General features: G+C 43.9%; 22 protein-coding genes. 9 read left to right on the forward strand and 13 right to left on the reverse strand.

The annotated features are described in order from the left end of the window. Positions 1-3: 3 nt before the first annotated feature. The 3 genes from AC4CVD_RS16215 to AC4CVD_RS16225 all read right to left on the reverse strand — a co-directional run bounded on the left by AC4CVD_RS16215 (position 4) and on the right by AC4CVD_RS16225 (position 1,845). Positions 4-774 (reverse strand): transporter, encoded by a 771-nt coding sequence (locus AC4CVD_RS16215; RefSeq protein ID WP_490753450.1) that lies wholly within the window; start codon positions 772-774, stop codon positions 4-6. Positions 775-788: 14 nt separating this feature from the next. Then, positions 789-1,331 (reverse strand): ankyrin repeat domain-containing protein, encoded by a 543-nt coding sequence (locus AC4CVD_RS16220; RefSeq protein WP_125273751.1) that lies wholly within the window; start codon positions 1,329-1,331, stop codon positions 789-791. A 139-nt stretch (positions 1,332-1,470) separates the two neighbouring features. Beyond that, positions 1,471-1,845: an HPF/RaiA family ribosome-associated protein gene (locus AC4CVD_RS16225; protein WP_004691760.1), complete on the reverse strand. Its 375-nt coding sequence runs from the start codon at positions 1,843-1,845 to the stop codon at positions 1,471-1,473. Positions 1,846-2,535: 690 nt separating this feature from the next. On the opposite strand from AC4CVD_RS16225, the gene AC4CVD_RS16230 reads away from it, so the two are divergent. Both AC4CVD_RS16230 and AC4CVD_RS16235 read left to right on the forward strand, forming a co-directional pair. Beyond that, complete coding sequence (locus tag AC4CVD_RS16230; protein WP_335998339.1) at positions 2,536-3,270, forward strand: outer membrane protein OmpK; 735 nt, start codon at positions 2,536-2,538, stop codon at positions 3,268-3,270. A 97-nt stretch (positions 3,271-3,367) separates the two neighbouring features. After that, positions 3,368-3,874 (forward strand): GNAT family N-acetyltransferase, encoded by a 507-nt coding sequence (locus tag AC4CVD_RS16235; protein ID WP_005401486.1) that lies wholly within the window; start codon positions 3,368-3,370, stop codon positions 3,872-3,874. On the opposite strand, the gene AC4CVD_RS16240 is transcribed toward AC4CVD_RS16235, so the two are convergent. Continuing rightward, complete coding sequence (locus AC4CVD_RS16240) at positions 3,863-4,369, reverse strand: DUF1877 family protein (RefSeq protein WP_279743723.1); 507 nt, start codon at positions 4,367-4,369, stop codon at positions 3,863-3,865. The genes AC4CVD_RS16235 and AC4CVD_RS16240 overlap by 12 nt on opposite strands. A 354-nt stretch (positions 4,370-4,723) precedes the next feature. Here AC4CVD_RS16240 and AC4CVD_RS16245 point away from each other — a divergent pair, with 354 nt between their 5' ends. After that, positions 4,724-5,434, forward strand: a complete 711-nt coding sequence (locus tag AC4CVD_RS16245) for a phospholipase D family protein (RefSeq protein ID WP_078425112.1) — start codon at positions 4,724-4,726, stop codon at positions 5,432-5,434. An 80-nt stretch (positions 5,435-5,514) separates the two neighbouring features. On the opposite strand, the gene urtE is transcribed toward AC4CVD_RS16245, so the two are convergent. From urtE to AC4CVD_RS16280, 7 genes are all read right to left on the reverse strand, one after another. Then, on the reverse strand, positions 5,515-6,213 hold the full coding sequence (gene urtE, locus AC4CVD_RS16250; RefSeq protein ID WP_490753451.1) for an urea ABC transporter ATP-binding subunit UrtE: 699 nt from the start codon (positions 6,211-6,213) through the stop codon (positions 5,515-5,517). A gap of 10 nt (positions 6,214-6,223) precedes the next feature. Beyond that, a complete protein-coding gene (gene urtD, locus AC4CVD_RS16255; protein WP_004691767.1) occupies positions 6,224-7,042 on the reverse strand; it encodes an urea ABC transporter ATP-binding protein UrtD in 819 nt (272 codons plus the stop codon). Further along, positions 7,039-8,112 carry an urea ABC transporter permease subunit UrtC gene (urtC, locus tag AC4CVD_RS16260; protein WP_005401483.1) on the reverse strand — a complete coding sequence of 358 codons (1,074 nt, stop codon included), beginning with the start codon at positions 8,110-8,112 and terminating at the stop codon, positions 7,039-7,041. The genes urtD and urtC overlap by 4 nt, the downstream gene beginning before the upstream one ends. Before the next feature lie 4 nt (positions 8,113-8,116). Next, a complete protein-coding gene (urtB, locus tag AC4CVD_RS16265; RefSeq protein WP_114837820.1) occupies positions 8,117-9,748 on the reverse strand; it encodes an urea ABC transporter permease subunit UrtB in 1,632 nt (543 codons plus the stop codon). Between the two features lie 96 nt (positions 9,749-9,844). Beyond that, positions 9,845-11,128 (reverse strand): urea ABC transporter substrate-binding protein, encoded by a 1,284-nt coding sequence (urtA, locus tag AC4CVD_RS16270; RefSeq protein WP_490753452.1) that lies wholly within the window; start codon positions 11,126-11,128, stop codon positions 9,845-9,847. Positions 11,129-11,503: 375 nt separating this feature from the next. Then, positions 11,504-13,384 (reverse strand): DNA topoisomerase IV subunit B, encoded by a 1,881-nt coding sequence (gene parE, locus AC4CVD_RS16275; protein WP_114837382.1) that lies wholly within the window; start codon positions 13,382-13,384, stop codon positions 11,504-11,506. Between the two features lie 14 nt (positions 13,385-13,398). Next, complete coding sequence (locus AC4CVD_RS16280) at positions 13,399-13,974, reverse strand: YqiA/YcfP family alpha/beta fold hydrolase (protein WP_114837383.1); 576 nt, start codon at positions 13,972-13,974, stop codon at positions 13,399-13,401. A 240-nt stretch (positions 13,975-14,214) separates the two neighbouring features. On the opposite strand from AC4CVD_RS16280, the gene AC4CVD_RS16285 reads away from it, so the two are divergent. Beyond that, complete coding sequence (locus AC4CVD_RS16285; RefSeq protein WP_078388291.1) at positions 14,215-15,546, forward strand: PGAP1-like alpha/beta domain-containing protein; 1,332 nt, start codon at positions 14,215-14,217, stop codon at positions 15,544-15,546. A 55-nt stretch (positions 15,547-15,601) separates the two neighbouring features. Here AC4CVD_RS16285 and AC4CVD_RS16290 read toward each other — a convergent pair whose 3' ends face one another. After that, a complete protein-coding gene (locus AC4CVD_RS16290) occupies positions 15,602-16,117 on the reverse strand; it encodes a disulfide bond formation protein B (protein WP_490753453.1) in 516 nt (171 codons plus the stop codon). Positions 16,118-16,136: 19 nt separating this feature from the next. Next, positions 16,137-17,714: a glutamate--cysteine ligase gene (gshA, locus tag AC4CVD_RS16295; RefSeq protein ID WP_125273762.1), complete on the reverse strand. Its 1,578-nt coding sequence runs from the start codon at positions 17,712-17,714 to the stop codon at positions 16,137-16,139. A gap of 225 nt (positions 17,715-17,939) precedes the next feature. Between gshA and AC4CVD_RS16300 the strand changes: the two genes are divergently transcribed. The 5 genes from AC4CVD_RS16300 (at position 17,940) to AC4CVD_RS16320 (ending at position 23,173) form a co-directional block, all read left to right on the forward strand. After that, positions 17,940-18,479, forward strand: a complete 540-nt coding sequence (locus AC4CVD_RS16300) for a DUF924 family protein (protein ID WP_004978349.1) — start codon at positions 17,940-17,942, stop codon at positions 18,477-18,479. A 38-nt stretch (positions 18,480-18,517) separates the two neighbouring features. After that, positions 18,518-19,087, forward strand: coding sequence for a CC0125/CC1285 family lipoprotein (locus AC4CVD_RS16305; protein ID WP_178895739.1), 570 nt, complete (start codon positions 18,518-18,520; stop codon positions 19,085-19,087). A gap of 16 nt (positions 19,088-19,103) precedes the next feature. Next, the gene (locus tag AC4CVD_RS16310) at positions 19,104-20,411 is read left to right on the forward strand and encodes a DUF445 domain-containing protein (RefSeq protein WP_178895738.1); all 1,308 of its coding nucleotides are present in this window, start codon (positions 19,104-19,106) and stop codon (positions 20,409-20,411) included. A gap of 112 nt (positions 20,412-20,523) precedes the next feature. Continuing rightward, entirely contained in the window at positions 20,524-21,681 is a 1,158-nt protein-coding gene (locus AC4CVD_RS16315) for a methionine aminotransferase (RefSeq protein ID WP_178895737.1), read from the forward strand. Positions 21,682-21,805: 124 nt separating this feature from the next. After that, positions 21,806-23,173, forward strand: coding sequence for an MATE family efflux transporter (locus AC4CVD_RS16320; RefSeq protein WP_490753454.1), 1,368 nt, complete (start codon positions 21,806-21,808; stop codon positions 23,171-23,173). Positions 23,174-23,198: the final 25 nt, after the last annotated feature.

Genomic DNA, 23,198 nt, shown 5'->3' on the forward strand with positions numbered 1-23,198 from the left:
TAATTAAAATAAGTATGAAACGCCAAGTCCTGAATAATAACTTTTATCTGAACCATTTAAGTCGACACCAACACTTGCGTCCAACTGCATCCGATTATTCACCGCATACATGACACCTGTACCGAGCGCATATTCATTGTCTTGACTTTCTGCTTTACGGTAAACCAATTCAGAGAAACCACTGAGTTTATCGGTAAATTGGTACTCTAAAGTCGGAATCGCAGAAATGGCCCAATCACTATTTTGCACTTCATAACGCATGGTGATGGATGTCGACACGAGGTCGCTATAATCGTATGCCACCACAGACGACAGGCTATAAATATCATCTTCATTGGTGAAACCATCATTCCCTGTGGCAATAATCGCTTCAGCCAGCACTGCCATACTCAAGCGTTCATCATCCAAGGGAATCGCCGCTTTTACACCGACACTGACATCACCCAAGCCATCTGTTTCAGACTTGTGGCTGGCCACTTTCACTTGTTGCCAAGAAGGTCCAGCCCAACCCAATTGCAATTCGATGTTTTCAGCTAAACCTGTGCGCAATAACATATCTGCATTTAAGCTGGTGGTTTTGACTTTTTCACCATCAACCGTAGTCGATTCAGCATAGTGCGCATTGGCCAAGCCCTGCTCCCAAGCCAACTGTCCCACAGGCGTAATCCCTGTCCCTATACCCGAACCCGGACGGTCAAAAGAAAAATCTGCGGCCATCGCATTCATACTGAACCCAGCGGCTACACATAAACCTAAATGTTTTAATTGCATCATGATGATCTCGCTGTTTAAGCTAATTCTTTTGTCATTTTTGCACCATGCTGACGAAGCAACTCTAAGGTTTGCTTTTCTTCAGCCAATGCTTCGGCCCAATTAATTTCGTCAAACTCACAATCAAAGAATAAATCGCTAATTGAAGATAAAATAGTTAAGCCATCTTCATCTTTGGTGTTTGGATCAACTTTTTCATCCAACAACCGTTTGACCGCTGGCGCACATGCAGCACTTGCAGCATCCCAAAGTGGGCCATAAATTTCTTCTGTATCCCACAAATGCAAGTTTGCTTTGCCATGAATCAGTTGTTCTAAAATGTCTAAATGGACCGCTAGAGTCTGTTGTTTTTCTTTTTCTGACAGTGGTGCACCTGCTTCATACGCTTCGCAAATCGCTTCCCACCATTTGAATAAGCCGTCTGACCAAACAGAAATCACAGGTCCTTTTTCAGGATCGATAAAATTGAGGCTTAACCCATCAGTCAATAGACGTTGAACTTGTTGAAGATCTAATTCTTCAAGTGCTTGCACGAAAGCTTGTTGTTGCGCGGTTAACATGGAGATGACGCTCTTCAATTCAGTTTATTCTATTATGCCGAATAAACGGGACATTTGTTATCCGTAATGTTGGATAAAAGTGAGTGCCCAGCATTAAAAAAGCCCCTGATTGAGGGGCTTTTTTTAAATTCGGTGAGGTTTAATCTTCCTCATCATCAACTAGGCCATCATCCTGATCTGCATATACAGGTTGGCCAGCACGTGGTTTATCATTTTTTTCAAAGGTATGTTCTAAACTACGTTTAAGGCGATCAATCGCGCCATGAATCGCGGTATCAACATTATGACCTTTATGATTTACAACCACGGGTTTTAAACCTGCTGGACGCGCTTCAATCATACATTGAATGTCGTCATCTCCGCCTTTATGGCTATTGGCATCACTTAGATGCACTGAAAAGTGGGTAATGCGCTCACTGTGACGTTGAAATTCTTGATTCAGCTCTTCGCGTATATAACTAATTAAACGGTCACTATTTTGAATGTTTTTATCTGTACGGATTTCTATGTTCATAAAATAACATCCTCTCTCTTTCTTTATTCGACTCTTTTTTTGTACGAAGATTTTTATGTCTTGGCACACTTGTAACTTACTGTTTTAACAGTATTCGACCATCTTCAATTGCTTTGGAATATAACCTCCATCGATTGAATGATGAACACTTTTGAGTCTGCAGATCTGTGTCCTTCTCCTTTGAATATCGGGCCTAACTGAAAATTATGCAAGTGATATTTTTAAAAAAATATGAAAAGGATACTTATTGTGACAAGCCCTTACTTGCATGGCTAAAAACAGATGGATTTGATTCCATCTTCTAACTATTCACGTGACTTCATTGGCTAGAATGAACAAAAAAATCTCATGATTATGACAACTTCAATTACGGCAGGAATGACTCCACTCATCGATCATTCACTCTTTGCAAACATCCCCAAATAAGTGCAAACGCTGTTCCATTCTAGGATTTTCCCGAGCTGTATCATGTCGATATTGCTAAATTTATTATTCAATCACCTAACATTTTTTCCATGAAGGTCCATATCAAATTAAGTGTCATGCCTGAAAGGCAACATTAAACCATTTGGTAAAAAAAGTATAAAAAATGGCTCATTTTGATATCTATTTTCCATGACATTCGTCAAATTTGGCTTTATTTTTGCTTAATAATCGGTATCCTGTATCCGATTTTTTGGGGAAATATTCATGAAACTGACTCAAATTGCTGCTTTCGTAGCATTATCTTCTGCTGCAGCAATCTCTCAAGCTGCGCCGATTTGGCAAGACTTTAGCTTCACTGGTTTATATGGTGAAAACTACAAATCACCGTTCAAAACTGAAGACGAAAAGCTTGAGCAAACAACCATTACTGCAGAATACGCAGCGGGCTTCAAATATGGCGATTTCTTCGCTTTCGCTGACCGTACCAACAACGATGCTGATGGCAATGAAACTTACTTTGAAGTTGCACCACGTTTCAGCTTAAGTGCAATGACAGGAACTAAACTTGAGCTTGGCCCAGTTAAAGATGTGCTAGTTGCAACGACATGGGAAGGCGGTGAAGGTTTCAATAACTACCTCTATGGTATTGGTTTTACCTTAAACGTGCCATATACACAGTATGCAAACATCAACTTCTACAAAGCAGATAACGACCTGACTGATGATGATTATCAAATGACCATCAACTATGCAGTACCGTTCAAACTTGGTTCTGAAGACTTTTTAGTTGATGCCTTCCTTGACTGGTCAACAGGTGAAAATGCAAATCATGCAAGCGAGTTAAACTGGACTAGTCAGTATAAATGGAATGTAGGTAAACACATTTCTCCAGATACACGCCTTTACGTAGGTATCGAGCACTCAGTTTGGAATAACAAATACGGCTATAAAGGCGTTGACCAAAATGACGTAAGTGCGTTAATTAAATACCACTTCTAATTCACTTTTGTGAATATCCAAAAGCAAGACTTCTGTCTTGCTTTTTTTTATGTAAAAGCAGCATGATAACCCTCCCAACGCATACAACCTTGCCTTCATGTCTTTTCTCATTCGTCTGGCTACTGAACACGATCTGCCCGAGATCCAAAATATTTATAATGCAGAAGTCTTACATGGCATGGCCACTTGGAATGAACATGCCTATGATTTAGCACATTTCCAAAAACAACTACTACACTTTCAACAAAACCAATTTCCATTTTGCGTGGTGGAAGACCAAGAAATGCAGGCCATTGCAGGCTTTGCAGACTATGCCACCTTCCGTAATTTTTCAGGCTATCGTTATACCGTTGAACACTCGATTTATATTTCACCCAACTATGCACGTCAGGGCTTAGGTCAGCAGCTTTTAGCCTATTTGATTGAACAGGCGAAATTGCAGCAAATGCATGTCATGGTTGCAGGGATTGACCACGCCAATCTGGCTTCAATTGCTTTGCATGAAAAGTTTGGCTTTGTACAAACTGGCTATATGCCCCAAGTCGGACAGAAGTTTGGGCAATGGCGTGATCTAGTTCTAATGCAACTGCTGTTAAATCAGTGAGGTTGGGACTAAATTGTCACTGGTTACGCTGATCACAGCATACGTATGCTTGGCCGCATGTTCATAAAAATTCCTGAGCTGAGCAAAGACTAAACTCAACTCGGCAAATTGCAATTCAATCGATTCAGTCTGGATGCCATGTTCCTGTTCTAAGCGTTTCAAACATGTGGTTTGCATATGTTTTTTAAAATCATCGATAGCTAATTTTTCTAAAGCCTCTTGAACTTCAACCACACGCACCGCGGTGTTATAACGTACATCTGCAAGTTGTTTTTGGCGCTCTGCCAAGTGATGCTCGGCTTGCACACTCAAGGCCAGTAAAGAAGTGCCGGACTTAAAACTGCCTTGTAATAAGGTCTGTAAGATTTTCCAGTTTTTACCTAAAAGCAGATGTGACTCGATGTGCTCCGAATTCAGCACATCGTCGACAGAAATAGATTCTAAAATCAACGTTTCCAAAGCATTGGGCGGAATACTTAATAATAATGTGTCCATATGGCTGCTCTTATTGTTGTTGCTTTGCATTAGCTTAACGCGTCTAAAAGCAGATAGCTCAATCAATTTGTATGAGTAATTTTTCATACAAATTGAAAGATGACCAACCTTTACTTCCAACCCAAAGACCGACCAACACAGACTAAAACTTACCCCTCCTCGCAGATGTATATATTGAGACTCAAACATTCGAATCCCCAAAGGAGTTTTCGGTTTTGACTGGATGAGGACAGAACACCATTGTGATATTTTTCAGCTTGATGAAAAAATTCAAATTACACGTCTAGATCATGCCTAACCAAGTATTTATGCGTTAATATCTCATTTAATTATTCAAAATAATCAGAGGGTTCAATGGCAAAATTTTTAAATACGAGCGGTACTAATTTTTTTCTTGAAGAACTCATCAAAAATGCCAAAGAGCGTCTCATTTTAATTAGTCCTTATCTCCGTTTAAATGACCGAATTAAGGAACTGCTAGAAGATAAAGATCGTCTCAAAATTGATATTCGTATTGTTTATGGAAAAAGTGATTTACATCCAGACGAAATTAAATGGATGCAAAAGTTGGATTATGTTCGCGTTAGCTTCTGCAAAAACTTGCATGCAAAATGTTATGTCAATGAAAGTGAATGCATTATTTCAAGTCTAAACCTTTATGAGTTCAGCCAAGTCAATAACAATGAAATGGGGATCTTAGTTCGTAAGTATGAAGATAACGAAGTCTTCAAAGATGCTTATGAGGAAGCTCAACGAATTATCCGTATTAGTGATGAAATACGTATTACTCTAGATGAAGTAAAAGCTGAGGCTTCTCCAGTTTCAGAAATGAAAGAAAATGAAGAGGAAATTACGACCTTTACTAAGTTAACTACAGCAAAACTTGCTGCTAAAGTTGGTATTAAAACCCCAGATTTACTAGAAAAGTTAGTCAATAAAGGCTATTTAAACCTAACAGACAATGGAAAGCACTTACTTACAGATTCAGGGAAGTCTATTGGGGGCGAATTTAGAACGGGGCAATATGGTATTTATTTTCTATGGGATGAAAATACCGAGATTTAAAAACAATAAATCCCTCCAAACCTCCCTTTTAAAAGGGAGGCTTCCCCCTCTCCATTTGGAAGAGGGGAGAATAAAAAAGCTTAAATCGCCACCAATTCTCGAATACCTTTTGCAGGCATTTCACAGCCTGCACCTTGCGCAATCACTTGCCCACGGGCCATGACGGTATATGCATCGGCCAGCTCTTCGGCAAAATCATAAAACTGCTCGACCAAAACCACTGCCATGTCGCCGCCATCCGCCAGTTTACGAATCACTCGGCCAATGTCTTTGATAATAGAAGGTTGAATGCCTTCTGTAGGCTCATCCAAAATTAACACCCGAGGCTCTGATGCTAAAGCACGCGCAATGGCCAGTTGCTGCTGCTGCCCCCCTGATAAATCCCCGCCTCGGCGGTGCTTCATTTCATCTAAAATTGGGAAAATTTCATACAAATGCTCAGGCACTTTTCGAGTTTTAGCCCCTTTAAACTTGGCCATACCAATCAGGATATTTTCTTCAACTGTTAAGGTTGAAAAAATATCACGCTCTTGCGGCACATAAGCCAAACCTGCACGCACGCGTTGCTCGGGACTCATTTTCGAGATGTCCTGACCATCAAGTAGAATCTGTCCGGACTTGATCGGTAAAATCCCCATTAAACATTTCAGTAAGGTGGTTTTCCCAACGCCATTCCGCCCCAGCACCACGGAGCACTCTCCCACAGGGGCCTGAAATGAAACATCTCTTAAAATATGACTGCCACCGTAAAACTGATTGACGTCTTTGACTTCTAACATGGTCGGCTCCTTAACGTCCTAAATATTTCTCAATCACATCCTCATTGGCCTGTACCTCAGCCAATGTACCTTCGGCTAAGATCGCCCCTTGAGCCAGTACCGTCACTTTTTCACTGATGGTGTCGATAAAGCTCATGTCATGTTCAACCACCACCAAGGTGTGATTTTTCTTCAGCTCTAAACATAGCTCAGCGGTTCGTTCCGTTTCGGCATCGGTCATACCGGCCACGGGTTCATCAAGTAGAATCAGCTTAGGGCGTTGCATAAGCAACATGCCGATTTCCAACCATTGCTTTTGTCCATGTGACAACAGCCCCGCAGGTTTGTGTACCCATTCTTCTAGGCGAATTTGCGCTAAGGACTCGTCCAAAGCCAGCTGTGCGTCTGGATCTAGTTTGCTAAAAAAGCTTTTCTTCACCCGCTTATCTTTGGGTGCAGCGAGTAGCAAGTTTTCCATCACGCTAAAGTTTTCAAACACCGTTGGTTTTTGAAATTTACGCCCAATGCCTGCTTCCGCAATTTGCTCGGTACTCATCTTGGCCAAATCATAGTTTTGCCCAAAAAAAGCCGAGCCTTCTGTCGGTCGGGTTTTGCCCGTAATAACATCCATTAGTGTAGTTTTACCTGCACCATTGGGACCAATAATGCAGCGTAGCTCCCCTTCTTGGATGTATAGTGATAAATCATTTAAGGCACGAAAAGCATCAAACCAAACACTAACTTTTTCCAAGTACAGTGCAATCCCATGACTGAAGTCGGCGCCTTGTTCTTTGGGACGTCCATAGCCGTCTGAAGCATGGCCACCATGAGGTTGTATTAGCTCACTCATTCGCTACGCTCCTTTTTAAAACGGTCAAACAGACCAATGACACCTTTGGGTAAAAAAATGGTGACCACAATAAACAAAGCACCCAAGATCAATAACCATGCTTCTGGATAAGCCACGGTGAAATAGGTTTTTACGCCATTAATTAATCCTGCACCCAAAATTGGGCCAATCAAGGTGCCACGCCCACCCGCAGCCACCCATACCGCCATTTCAATCGAATTGACAGGGTTCATTTCACTCGGGTTAATAATGCCAGCCTGAGGCACATACAAAGCTCCTGCAATACCTGCAATCACTGCGGACAGCACCCATGCAGAAAGCTTGTACCACAGCGTGCGGTAGCCCAAATACTGCAAGCGGTTTTCACTGTCCCGAATCGCCCCCAGCACACGACCGTAGGGTTTATTCATGAGATGACGCAACCCCACAAAGCACAACATCAACACCAAAGCCGTTAAGGAACATAAGGTGGCACGCATGGGAGCAGAAGTAATATCCATGCCTAAAATAGTCTTAAAGCCTGTAAATCCATTGTTTCCGCCAAAACCTGTTTCATTGCGGAAGAACAACAGTGCCGCAGCAAATGTCATGGCCTGCGTAATAATCGAGAAATACACGCCTTTAATTTTGGAACGAAAGGCAAAGAAACCAAAGATGAAGGCCACCACACCGGGCACCAACACCACCAAGGCCAAAGCCCATAAGAAATGATTGCTGCCCACCCAATACCACGGCAGTTCAGTCCAGCTTAAAAAACGCATAAAGTCAGGCAGGCTGTCACCCGCTGTCTGGCGCATCAGATACATACCAAAGGCGTAGCCGCCGAGGGCAAAGTACAAGCCATGGCCTAGGCTTAAAATGCCTGCATACCCCCAAACCAAGTCTAGTGCCAAAGCCACCAGAGCCAAGCACATGATTTTGCCAATCAAGGTGACCCAATACGCAGAGAGATGAAAGGCTGAATCGACTGGTAACAAATGTAACCAAGGTAGGATCAGCATCACCGCAAAGCAGACCGCAATAGCGAGCGCACTATAAGGTTTATCGGAAAATAAAGAAGTGATTTTCATGTGCTTACTCCACAAAACGGCCTTTAATGGCAAACAAACCTTGTGGACGTTTTTGAATAAACAAAATCACAAGAACCAGTAGAATAATTTTTGCAAGAACAGCCCCCATCCCAATTTCAAGGACCGTACCGCTGATCCCTAAACCAAGCGCCGCCAGCACAGCTCCCCAAACTTGCCCCACACCACCCACCACAACGACCAAGAAAGCATCGATAATATAGTTCTGACCCAAATCAGGCCCAACATTGCCCACCTGTGCTAAGGCACAGCCTGCTAGACCAGCTAAGCCTGAACCCAGCCCAAAGGCCAACATATCGATACGGCTAGAGCGAATACCGACAGCACGTGCCATTTGACGGTTTTGTGTTACGGCACGAACAAACAGACCAAAGCGGGTTTTATTGAGTAGGTAAACCAACAGCAGTAGCACCGCAACCGTAAACACAATAATGGCAATTCGGTTATACGGCAGCATCAAACTTGGACTCAGCGCTATCCCACCCGATAACCAAGAAATATTCGAGACTTCAACATTTTGTGCGCCAAAAATCATCCGCACCAATTGCATCAAAATCAGACTGACCCCAAAAGTGGCCAACAAGGTTTCAAGCTGACGGCCGTACAGTGGACGAATCACCGTCCGTTCAATCAACATGCCAATTAAGGCACTCACTAAAAAGGCTGCAGGAATAGCTGCAATTAAATACCAATCGACATAGCTACCCAAGTAGGTCTTAAACAGGCTTTGCACCACATAAGTAGTATAGGCCCCAATCATAATCAACTCACCATGCGCCATATTAATCACACCCAGCAGGCCATAAGTGATGGCTAAACCGAGCGCTGCTAGCAGTAAAATGCTGGCTGTACTGAAACCAGAAAATACATGCCCTGCCCATTCACTGGCCTGAATCCGTGTTTTAATCTGACTTTTGGCATCCACCAAAACAGCTTTGAGTTCGGGGTTCAAATTTGATTGAGTTAAAGCCTGCTCAACCAGTGCCAGCACATCGGGACGGTTAGAATCGGTAAGGACTTTAGCAGCCTGAATTTGGACTAAAACATCTGGACTTTCAAAGTCAAGGCGCGCTTTGAGCTGTGCCAAGCGCTGTTTAACTTTATTATTTTGTTCATGCAGATAGAGCTGATTAATCTGCGCAACATTCAGTTCAGACAGATTATTTTCTAAAATATCAATAGCTGCTAAACGTTGGGCAGATTCTTCAGATTTTAATTTGGCCTGTGCCTGTCCAAAGTTTAAGGCTTTACGTAAGGTGTTGACCAAAGTTACCTGAGACAAATCCCCCGGCCAAGTTTCAATCACTTGCTCATCGGGATAACGCAATAATTTTTCATTATTTTTTAAAATATACGTCATGCCTGCACTGTCCCGATACAGCTCATCACTGTCGATCAGTGCCACCAGTCGATCAAATTCTTCAATCGTCCCCGGCCATTGGTTGAGCATGGCACGGCGCTCAGAAAACTCAGCTTTGACAAAACGTTGAATCGTATCATTCGGTGCTGATACGCTTTGGGTCTGAGTAGAAAGTTGAGCCTCTTCAGCCCAAACACTGCTACTCACGAGCTGTGCCATTGCACACAACAGTGCGGCACAAAAAAATTTAAGATTCATAATATGACTTCCTTAAGCTTGCTTAAAACACCCCACATCGGGATGTGCTTACTGAAAAGCCCACAGCGATCGCAGCAGGCTCAACGCTTAAGAAAATTATTTAGGAATGTACGGACTCCAAGGTTCCGCTTTAATCACTTTTGGTGTTTTATAGACCACGTCAAACTGACCATCACCTCGAATTTCACCAATCATCACTGGTTTTTGTAGATGATGATTTTCAGAATCCATTTTTAAGGTATAGCCTGATGGTGCTTTGAACTCTTGACCAGCCATCGCAACGCGAACTTTATCAACATCAGTACTGCCTGCCTTTTCAACCGCTTGCTTCCACATATTAATGCCCACATAGGTGGCTTCCATCGGGTCATTGGTCACGATTTTGTCAGCATTCGGCAGTTTATATTCCACTGCATACTGCTTCATTTTATTGACAAATTCAGTATTGGTCGGGTTTTTCACCGACATGAAATAGTTCCAAGCAGCCAAATGTCCAACCAATGGTTTGGTATCAATACCACGGAGTTCTTCTTCACCCACAGAGAAAGCCATGACTGGAATATCCGAAGCTTTAATGCCTTGGTTGCCTAGCTCACGATAGAACGGTACGTTAGAATCACCATTGATGGTTGAAATGACCGCGGTTTTCTTACCTGCAGCAAATTTCTTCACATTACCAACAATGGTTTGATAGTTACTATGACCGAAGGGGGTGTACTCTTCCATGATGTCCGCATCGGCCACACCTTTTGACTTCAAGAACGCACGTAAAATTTTATTGGTGGTGCGTGGGTAGACATAGTCCGTACCGAGTAGAACAAAGCGCTCTGCTTTACCCCCCTCTTCGCTCATCAAATATTCCACCGCAGGAATCGCCTGTTGGTTCGGTGCGGCGCCTGTATAGAAAATATTTTTCGACTGTTCCTGCCCTTCATACTGCACGGGATAGAACAACAAACCATTCAACTCTTCTACCACAGGTAGCACAGACTTACGCGATACCGATGTCCATGAACCAAAAATCACCGCGACTTTATCTTGGGTAATGAGTTGACGTGCTTTTTCAGCAAATAAAGGCCAATCAGATGCTGGATCGACCACTACAGGTTCTAATTTTTTACCCAGTACCCCACCATTGGCATTAATTTCATTGATGGTCATCAAGGCCGTATCTTTGAGTGAGGTTTCAGAAATTGCCATGGTGCCTGATAGCGAGTGCAAAATTCCGACTTTGATGGTGTCACCGCTGCTCACTGCCGCTGTTGGCTCAGACGTTGCTGTTTCCGCTTTCTCTGCAGGTTTTGAACAACCTGTCAAAGCAATAGTCCCCATCATTGCAGTTGCAAGGAATGTTTTAGTGAGTAATTTTTGTTGGAACATCTTGATTTTCTCCAAACTTGAAACTTAGGGTGCATTTTGCAATGCATGATTGTTATTCGCGCTATGAGTGCCAATTCAATTTCTATGCCAAGCAGGGTTTTATGATGTGAAAATCATTGTAAAAATTTTAATTATTTTAATATTTATCAATTATTTATTAATTTTTAAATGCACTGCATTTTAGGTGGATTTGCGCCCAAATGGCTACTTTTCTGCATACAAACTTGTATACATCATGTGTTCCAAATCAATTCATTTCGCCTAATTCAATCGATTAATCTAAAAAATTCTGCACAGATTAAGCGCAATTTTATTGCTCATCTGCGCATCAAAAAGCCCGCAATGTGCGGGCTTTTTGTTTTGTCCTTAGCAGTGCTAAACCACTAACTCGGCCAAGTTACCTTTCTGCTCTAACCATTCTTTACGGTCACTCGAACGTTTTTTTGCCAACAATTTATCCAATAAACCTGCAGTAAAATGACTGTCATCCAAATCTAATTGCACCAAACGGCGTGTGTTTGGATCCAGCGTGGTTTCACGCAGTTGGCTTGCGTTCATTTCACCCAAACCTTTAAATCGAGTAATTTGCGGGTTCTTGGTTTTGCATTTTTTCAACATGCTTTCAAGCTCATCATCATCCAAGGCATAGTGCACATCTTTTGCATCATCAATTCGATACAGCGGTGGCATCGCCACATACAGATGTCCCTCTTCAACCAAGATCGGAAAATGTTTCACAAACAAAGCACACAGCAGCGTCGCAATGTGTAGACCATCCGAGTCAGCATCGGCCAAGATACAGATCTTGCCATAACGTAATTCGGATAAATCATCCGACCCCGGATCGACCCCGATCGCAATGGCAATGTTATGCACTTCTTGCGAAGCCAAGACTTCATCAGAAGAGACTTCCCACGTATTTAAGATTTTTCCACGAATAGGCATGATCGCTTGGAAGTTTTTATCACGCGCCTGCTTGGCTGAACCACCCGCAGAATCCCCTTCCACAATGAACAGTTCAGACTCTTCTAAGGTATGTCCAACGCAGTCTGACAGTTTGCCGGGTAACGTCGGCCCTGCCACAATTTTCTTCCGTTCAACCTTTTTCGCAGCTTTCAGACGACGACCTGCTTTCGAGATCGCCATTTCCGCCAACTGCATGGCAATATCGGAGTTTTGGTTCAACCACAGTGCAAAAGCATCTTTGGCAATGTTCTGGACAATGCCCGATGCTTCACGACTGGATAAACGCTCTTTGGTTTGGCCTGAAAACTGTGGCTCTTGGAACTTCAACGACAAAATATAGTTCACACCATCCCAAACATCTTCAGCCGACAGCTTCATATTGCGTGGCAGCAAATTACGCAGTTCACAAAACTCACGCATCGCATCGGTCACACCTGAACGTAGGCCATTCACATGAGTTCCGCCTTGCGCCGTTGGAATCAAGTTCACATAGCTTTCTTGGACCAATTCGCCGCCATCGACATTCCAACAAATGGCAAATTCGGCACTGGCACGCTCAGCATCTCCTGTTGCCACAAAGGCTGGATGAGGCAGAATCTCACGATCTTCAATTTCATCCATCAAATAATCGACGAGGCCATTTTCAAACTGCCAAACGATTTTTTCGTCATTGATTTGGTCGACATAATTGATTTGCAAACCGGCAGCCAAAACGGCTTTGGCTTTTAAGTTGTGCTTCAGCGCTTTCAGGGCAAATTTCGGTGAATCAAAATATTTAGCTTCAGGCCAAAAGTGAACGGTGGTCCCTGTCGCACGCTTCGGAGCTTTACCTTCTAGCACCATCAAGGGTGCAGTCGGTTCACCGTGCTCAAAGGCCATTTGGTAAAGGTTGCCTTGACGCTGAACTTCTACTTCGACTCGGCTAGATAAAGCATTCACCACGGAAATGCCTACGCCATGCAAACCACCTGAAAACTGGTAGTTGTCGGTACTGAACTTACCACCAGCGTGCAGTTTGGTCAGGATAATCTCGATCCCACTTTGACCGTATTCAGGGTGAATATCGACAGGCATACCGCGACCATTGTCTTCGACTGAGAGCGAACCATCTTTATAAACGGTGACGGTAATTTTGTTGGCATGACCAGCCAGTGCCTCATCGACTGCATTATCAATAACCTCTTGCGCCAAATGGTTTGGGCGTGTGGTATCGGTATACATGCCAGGACGACGACGTACCGGATCTAAACCAGATAATACTTCAAGCGATTGAGCCGTATATTGAGACACGTTGTACTGTTTCCTTATTTTAAGCAGTCCGATAAAAACTGTAATGCCATCGGTATTTTGTCTACGAAATCTTCCATCGCATGATTGCCTTGCGTTTCCGAGATCACGAGTGCTGCGCCATTATAATAGCGCTGTGCTTCACGATAATCCAAAACTTCATCGCCTTGTTGCAATAACACTAAAATTTTGTCTGCATCTTGCACAAATCGCAGCTCAATCTGCTCTAAATAGTCCAATTGCGCATCATCGAGCGTCCAATGTTCATTGACTCTATAGGGCAGTTGAGTCGCACCAAATAGATTTCGGAACAAATGCCATGGTTGCATAGCTGGATTGATCAGCACAGCTGGTACTGCCAACTTCACGACCAGTTGTGTCGCATAAAATCCACCTAAACTGCTGCCCACCAGCACTACCTGATCCAACTCCTGAATCAAGGCGGCCAATTTTTCTAAGGCCAAATGTGGCGGCATGTTCAAGTCTGGCAAATGCACGTTCCAGTGTGGACGAGATTCGCAATAGCGTTTCAGCAATTGACCTTTAATCGATAAAGAACTGCTTTGAAAGCCATGTAAATAAATAATATTCATGCTGTACATTTACTCTTCTACATCATTTTTATTGAACTCAAAAGAGGTGGCATCAGCCGACTGTATTATTTTGTATGGATATAAAAATTGTCAGACAAAAAAATAAGGTCATCTGTGTATTCATCGCTATTGTAAAAGTTGTTCGAGATGAATTAGATAAGCTAGAGTGCTAAGAATTTATACCGTGATCGTTGAAAAAAATAAAGTCCCTTTGGACACAGAAACACAAGGGTAGAAAAAATGCCAAGTTTAACGCCTCTGCACGAGACCTATTGTAAATGGGATCGTACTCCTCCCAGCCAAGCCGACCTGCTTGAAGGGATTGCTCAGTTGGTGACAACCCGCTTAGGCGATGTCGTCCACGATTTAATTCAGGCCATTCAACGAGAAATTTTAATCAGTATATTTGGGATGAATGAAACCAGTTCCAAGAAGTTTCTGTCGACACGGTCAATTGAAGAAATTTACCAGTTTTCCTTCAATACCTTGCAAAACTACGGTAGCTATTTATTGGCGCCAAGTTTGCGTCATATCATTGAAAAATTTCCAAATTTGCATCGCAAACCCTTAACCCCAACCATGCATTATTTAGTTGGTGCAATCAACGGCGTTTTGGGCGACTATTTACTGAAATATCACAACCCTGTGGCGCTACCGATGGTGTTTTATGATCATTACGGTGCTATCCAGCAAGGCGAGTTGTCTGGTCGCGTGGTGATTATGGTCCACGGTCTATGCATGAACCATTTGTACTGGAGCACGGCGCGTTATGGCGGTATAGGGGAAAAACTGCTGGCGCAACGTGCACAAAATACCATGCTATATCTCAACTACAACACGGGTCGTCGTATTTCAGCCAATGGGCGTAGCTTTGCCAACTCACTACAAGATTTACTCAACCGCAACCCACGGATTAGCTCGATTGATCTGATTGGGCACAGTATGGGCGGACTGGTTTCGCGCAGTGCGCTGTTCTACGGCAAACAAAATATGCAAAGCTGGATTCATGTGGTGGAAAACATGGTCTGTATTGGTTCTCCCCATCATGGTGCGGCTTTAGAACGTTTTGGCTTTCATTTGCAGGACAAATTGGGACGTTTCCCTTTTGTCAAAATTATTGGGCATATCGTCAACATTCGCAGCAACGGTATTTTAGACTTACGTCATGGCAGTGTGCGGGACGATGACTGGGAACATAATGAAGCGCGTATTGGTCATGTTGATGACAACCGTAAACCTGCTCCATTGCCCTCCCATATCAATACCTTCTTGGTGGCAGGTACTATTGAGTTTGAACATCGCAAATATCGTGCACTCAATGTAATTGGGGATTATTTGGTCAGTGTGAAAAGTGCCTTAGGCGAGCATATGAATCCACGCTTTCAACTAAAAGTCCCCGATTCACATAAAGCCATTTTCTACGGCTTAAACCATTTTGAGCTACACACCCATGCCAGTGTTGCCGAACAAATCGTAAATTGGTTCTATCCAAATCCAACCGAAACTGAATATGGTCAAGTGCATGAATACATGATCGGGCTGGATGATTTGGAGGGCATCGCACTCACCTAAACCACTGATACATCCAATAAAAAAGCCAACATCACGTTGGCTTTTTTTATCTTTATTATTTTTTCTTCGCGTGGCTTGGATATGTACGCAACAGTTGCCACAGGCTAATCAACGCCAGTGCCACAAAAAATACCAAAGACCACACAGGTAAAGACTGACCTAGGAAAGTCCAGTCTACCAGTGCACATTCACCTGAACCTGTTAAGACTTGCTCAAACACAGCACGCAGCGGCAACGTGTCTAACCAATAATCCAAGCCTGGGCCACAGCTCGGCACTTGATCAGGCGGTAAGCTCTGTAACCAAACATGACGTGCTGCCACACCTGCCGACCATAAGATCGAGAGGCTGCCTAAAAATGCATAAAAGCGTTTAAAACCATTCGATGCTGGGTTATGCAAAAAGGCAATCAGCGAAATAATCCCCAGTCCAATCAGTCCCACACGTTGGAACACACAGAGTGGACATGGGTTTAACTGTAGGGAGCCATGCTCTAAATACAAGGCAAAGGCCATCCCGATGATACTGGCTAAAACCAAAACACCACTCACGAAGCGATAACTCCATTGCATGGTCAATCCTCTTAATTTTTTATCTAAATTGTGCAAGATACTGCTCAAAACTCAGTTGACTGTCTTGCTCTAATTGCTGTTGTTGTTGCAGTGATTGCGTAGCTAAATCGTCAAAATAAGCCCATGTCTCTGCACTCAACTGATGACGCTCATAACTTGATGCATGTTGTGCGGCCATTTGGCTACCAAAGCCCCATGTCCCACCCGCTTCCAGAGTATCTTCGATCATCTGCGCCGACAAAGTATCATCAACTTCAGCGACTCTCTGTTGCATGACTGTCATCGCTTTACTATAGAGTGTGGTGTCATAGCACTGATCTAACAATACAACCAGTTCTTGCATGGCCTCTAAATGAGACTGGCTCCATACTTCAATCGGGAACGATTGCTCACCCACAGCAATTGCAGCATTCGGTGCGCGACCACGATTGACCACTTCCGCTTGGTTTTTCTCGATTTGATCTTGCTCTTCAGCTAATAAGTCTGGGCTATCTAGCAATAAGCAGTACAGCGCCAGCACTTCTAAGAAACCTGCGGTATCTTCATTGATCCCAATTGGGCTATACGGGTTCACATCCACCGCACGCAGTTCTACATAACCGACACCACGATTGCTCAGCGCTTGTGATGGTGTTTCCCCTGCTTGCGGTACTTGCTTTGGACGCACCAAACTGTAGTACTCATTTTCAATTTGTAGGACATGATCATTAATTTGAATCGGCTCGCCCTGCGCATCGTTGAGGCCTAAGCGACTAAACGGCGCATAAGCGGTTTTGACTGCCTTTTGTAGACCTTCGAGATAACCATCGATATTGTTGTAATGAATCCCGAGCTGCTTTTGTGCTGAGTTTTGATAACCAAAACGTCCCATGCGTAAAGCAGTTGCATAAGGTAAATACAAGGTCCCGCGCAGCAATGGCAACAGATGATGTTCACGCCCTGTCATAAAACACTGGCAGACCGATGGACTTGCCCCGACCAAAAACATCACCAACGGCGTAAGGCGAATAAAGTTGCGGATCAAACCAAAATAGCGGTGACTACGATAGTCTTGTGCAGATAAGGCTTTTAGTGCCTCATCTGTTTCATGTTGTTGTAATTGTTCAAAAAGCTGATCAGGAAAAGATAAGTTATAGTGTAAACCTGAAATGGTTTGCATACGGCGACCATAACGTACCCCTAAACCATGACGGTACAAGGTCTTGAACTTTCCGATATTTGAGCTGCCATATTGGGCTAAGCGGATTTTATCGTCATTGTCATCCAACATACATGGCATCGACAGCGGCCAGAGCTTTTCACCATGTTCCAAATGACGATGCGCCACGCTATGAATGTCTTTTAAATAGTGCAACGCCTCGGTAATGCTGGGCTGGGGCGGTGTAATAAATTCTAATAAAGCTTCCGAATAATCCGTCGTAATATGCGGATGGGTCAGTGCAGAACCCAAAGCTTGAGGGTGGTCGGCTTGTGATAAAAAACCATCACTTTGCATGCGCAAACTTTCACGCTCAATCCCACGTAACATCCCTTGCAAAAGTGATGAATTGACCCAAGTCGGTAACACAGCTGTAGATTTAGATGCGGGTTGACCCATTACAATCTCACTTTTTGGAAGAAACAATTACAACGACGAATAAAATAAAATCATCAGTTTATATCAGTATAACGTGATTTTAATTCGGCACATTACACCCAGTCCTATTTTCAAGTAAACCATCTGTTCTATTTTTTCGGAAAATATTTATCACAAAGTTACGCTATTAGACATGTCAAAAGTGTGATTGTATTGAAGAATAAATGCTAAAGAATTGTAAACTTTATGAATTATCAAGAAATTTTAGATTTTTGGTTCGATCCCAAAAACCAAAGCTGGTGGTTTAGCCAAAATGATGCGTTCGATGCACTCATCGAAGAAAAATTTAAGACAATTCATCAACAAGCGGCGCATGCTGAGCTATGGTCTTGGCGCAGTAGTGCTGAGGGGCGTTTGGCTGAAATTATTGTGCTCGACCAACTGTCGAGAAACCTGTATCGCAACAGTTCTTTGGCCTTTGCTCAGGACGCTTTGGCCTTGGCTTTAGCACAAGAAGCCATCACGCTAAAACTGGATGCAGCACTGCCACCCATACAACGTAGTTTTTTATATATGCCCTTTATGCATAGTGAATCGAAACTTATTCATCAATATGCTTTAAAATTGTTCGAAGACTTAGGCAATCCGATTAACCTCGATTTTGAACAGCGTCACAAAGTGATTATCGATCGTTTTGGACGCTATCCACATCGGAACCAAGTCCTTGGCCGCAACTCAAGCCAAGAAGAACTGGATTTTTTGACTCAGCCCAACAGCCATTTTTAACTGTTCGGCTTCTCCCTGTGTGCTAAGGAGTCTATCTCATGAAGAAAATTTTAATCGCCTGTGCACTGGCGACGGGTCTGAGTTTAGTAGGCTGTGCCTCTACCCCCTCAAAGCCCTTAACCTTCGACCAGTTAGGTCGGTTTAGTAATACGCCATTAAACACCTCGACTTATCGCATCAGCTTCCAAGCTCGCCCAAATATGAGCTATGGCACGGCTGAAGAAATTACCCTAGTCAAAGCCGCGCAAACCACAGTGCAAAATGGTTACAGCTTTTTTAAAGTACTGAATGACCCGAGCAACCAAAACCAACCACCCCGACAAGCCCTGGTGTATTCAAACCCAATGCCTTACTACCCATATGGTTATTATTCTCGCCATCCAGCCTTTTGGCCTGATCCGTTCTACGATGTACCACGTGTAGTCGACATTGATCCTGTGCAAGTGTCATATAGCATTCAATGCTTTAAAGACCAAAAATCGGCACCAAGCGATGCCTTTGATGCCACGCTGATTTTAAAATCGCTGGGTGGAAAATACGGTTTGAGCCCAACCGGTGAAGTGCTCCCACCGCCTGAACCGAGTAGCCCCGCGTCGACCAGCAAATAAAGCATAGAGCCTGCCTATGAATGAACCTCAAGCCGTCCCATCGAGTCTGAAACGCAGTAAACGCTTTGCCACCATCGCCCTAATCACGGCAGTGGTGACATGGCTGCTGCTGATGGTCGTTGCCAAGTTTGTCCCCACAGACAAAGTCTGGATCATTCATATTTTAATGTTATCCGCAGAAGCAGGTGTAGTCGGCGGCTTGGCTGACTGGTATGCCATTACTGTGCTGTTCCGTAATCCCTTTGGGAAAATGCCAATTCCAAAGTTTTTACGCGATCACACCGAAATTATTCCTCGTAACAAAGACCGTATTGCAGAGTCTATGGGCCGCTTTGTACAAGAAAACTTTCTTTCTCCACAAGTGGTGGAAAAAAGCCTGCAAAGTACCGACCTGTCTTTGGCGGTTGGCCAATGGCTTGCCAACCCACAAAACAATCTGCAAGTCACCCAAGTCATTCAACAAACGGTGCCTAAAGTCTTTGAATTTGTGGGCCAAGAACAAATCGGACGCTTTATTCAAAGTAACAGCGTGCAGTGGGTGCGCAACACTCAAGTCAATCATTTGGCCAGTGAAATGCTGCGTGCAGTGCTGGAAAATGATTTCCATCAAGATGTATTACAACGCGGACTCGACTTGGCGCATGATTGGATGACCCAACATCCTGAACAAAGTCGTGAGTTGACCCGAACCTTGTTCAAAGAACTCGGGGTTTGGAAGCTGGCCAAAGGGGCCAGTTGGATTGGCATCGATGTGCAGCAAAGAACCATCGACTCACTCATTCAACGAGTCGAATCGATGTTGGCCGATCCTGAGCATCCGTGGCGTCAAAAGATTGAAGCGATAGGGCACGCGCTCATGCTCGAACTGGCAGACACAGACAGTAAAGCCAGCCAGCGTTTAAACCAAACCAAAGATGCCCTGCTAGATAGCCCACAAGTGCTGAATTTTATTAGCGGTGCAGTGGTCATTTTATGTGATGCCATTAAACAAGACCTACAAAAACCAGACTCTGGCATTGCTCACAACATCCGTGTATCCATTCAACAAATCGGGGAAAACATCATCTCCAATCAAGCCGTCAGAGACTTGCTTAATCAACGCCTCAGCGGCATTGCGGTCAATCTCAGTGACCAATACAGCGAAAAAGTCATTCGTTTTATCAGTGAACGTATTCACGAATGGGACTCCAGTGTAATGATTGATAAGATCGAAAATGAAGTCGGTGGCGACTTGCATATGATTCGGGTCAATGGTGTAGTGGTCGGTGCATTTATTGGCTTAGCACTGGGGATTATTCGCGCGGCAGTTGAACTGCTCTTATAAAAGCAATCCACAAAAATGCATACTTTACCCCTGCCCTACATGCAAAATTTGCATAAGTAAAAGGGGATGAATATGCTATTTTGGGCTGATATTTAGACACTTTTAAGCATTCATGATTCAGTTGCCTTCATCTAAACTGCCTGCACAAGGCGTCACTATTTTCAGCACCATGACTGCCATGGCACAGCGCTTAAATGCCCTAAATCTATCCCAAGGTTTTCCAGACTTCGAAGCTCCTGCTGAACTGCTGGATGCTTTAGCACAGGCAACTCAAAGTGGTTTCAATCAGTATGCTCCAGGCGATGGAGTCTGGTTATTACGCGAGCAACTGGCGCAGCAATTTGCACAACGCGATCAGATTCAGCTCGACCCGATGACTGAAATTACCATCACTCCGGGCGCAACCATTGGCCTTTTTGCCACCATTCAAGCCGTAGTCCATGCGGATGATGAAGTCATCATTTTTGACCCCAGTTATGACAGCTATGCGCCAAGTGTGGCTTTGGTCGGGGGTAAAGCCATTCATATTGCGCTCCACCCCCCACATTTTTCGGTCGATTGGGAGCAGGTCAAATCAGCCATCACGGCCAAAACCAAACTGATCATTATCAACACACCACATAACCCGAGTGGTGCCATTTGGAGCAAGCAAGATTGGTTGACGCTGATTGAACTGATTCGCGACAGCAATATTTTAGTCCTGTCTGATGAAGTCTATGAACATCTGGTATTTGATGGTCAACGTCACTATTCGGCTTTGTCTTTTCCTGAACTGCGTGAACGCAGTGTGGTGGTGGGTTCCTTTGGCAAAACCTTTCATGTGACCGGTTGGAAAACCGGATACTGCGTTGCTACACCTACGCTGATGCAACTGTTCCGCCAGGTCTATCAGTTTGCCAACTTCTGCGGAGTGACCCCTGTACAACTGGCTTTGGCCAATTATATGCAGCAACATCCTGAGCATATTCAAAACTTAGCGGGCTTTTATCAAGCAAAACGCGATCGTTTTATTGAGGGTTTAACTGGTTCACGCTTTCAATGGCTGCCTTCGCAAGGCACTTACTTTCAAAATGTCGACTACAGCCGCATTCGTCCCGATTTAAACGATGTTGAATTTTGCCGCTTTCTGGCAGAGCAGCATGGCATTGTTGGCATTCCTGTTTCGGTGTTTTATCAGCAGGCGCCAGAGGCTTTGCGCATGATTCGTTTTTGCTTTGCTAAGACCGATCAAACCTTGGCTCAGGCAGCAGAAATTTTGCAAAGCGTTTAAATCTTTTTCAGCTTTGCTTTTGCACAAGAATAGGCTTCGCTTACTGAAATACATCGGCTTTTCAGCACCGAACTATGCTAGGGTAAGCCTTAGAAATGTAATAAAAAGAACCTCAGGATGACTTATGTCAGCACACACCCCATTGGTGCAACAGCAAAAGCTATGGAAAGCCTTTTTTATTTTCCTGATGCCTTTGATTGCCACCAATATTCTGCAAAATCTGTCGGGTACGATTAATACCATCTTTGTCGGACAGATGATGGGTGTGCAGGCGATTGCAGCGGTTGCAGTGTTCTTCCCCATCCTGTTTTGCTTAATGGCCTTCGTAATTGGACTATCCGCGGGATCGACCGTCTTGGTTGGTCAAGCATGGGGCGCACAGAATATTGAAAAAGTCCGTGCGGTGGTCGGCTCCACTATTTTTATGACTCTCATTGGTGGCAGCTTTATTGCATTTTTAGGGGTAATTTTTGCGCGACCAATTTTATCGGCTTTGGGTATCGATGAAGACGTCATGCATCTCTCGTTACCTTATGTGCAATGGATGTTGGCAGGTAGTCCCCTACTGTTTGTATATATTATTTATACCTCAATTTTACGCGGTGTCGGAGACAGTACGACACCTCTAATTGCTTCTGGCATGACCATCTTGATTGGGCTTTGTGTCACGCCAGTTCTGATTGCGGGTTATTTCGGCTTTCCAAAACTGGGGATTGTTGCGCCTGCTATTGCGACCATTTTAGGCTTTGTTTCCGTGCTGACCTTTTTGTATTTCTATTTGAACTATAAACAGCACCCACTCCGACTTGATGCACAACTGCTACGTCATATTCGCTTTGACCGCCAGCTGAGTAAAATCATTCTCCGCTTAGGAGTTCCAACAGGCATTCAAATGATCACCACCTCCGTCGCAGGCCTTGTGATTGTAGGTCTAGTCAACCGCCATGGGGCCGATGCGACCGCAGCTTATGGCGCGGTCAATCAGGTCCTGAATTATATTCAATTCCCTGCTCTATCGATTGCCATTGCTGCATCGATTTTTGGTGCACAAGCCATTGGCGCTGGCAAGTCTGAGCTGTTGGCCAAAGTCACACGTACCGCGCTCGGCATGAACATCATCATTACAGGTTCCTTGGTGGTCTTGGCTTATCTTTTCTCCAAATACCTCATGGCACTCTTTATCACGGACCATGCGGTGGTTGAGCTGGGGCAGCAGCTGTTATTTATTGTGCTGTGGTCCATTTTATTCTTTGGTGCCAGTGCCATTTTTGCCTCCATTATGCGGGCCAGTGGTACAGTCACCATGCCCATGATCATCAATATCGTTGCGATTATTGCGATTGAAGTGCCCTGTGCCTACTTATTTAGTGAATGGTGGGGAATGCAAGGGATTTGGTATGCTTATGCACTAGCCTTTGTCAGCTTATGCATCATGCAAGGGCTTTATTATCAATATGTTTGGAAGAAAAAGACCATTGAAACGCTCATTTAAAGCTAAGCGAGTACTTGATAGAACA

Source organism: Acinetobacter sp. LipI_23, assembly GCF_058243045.1.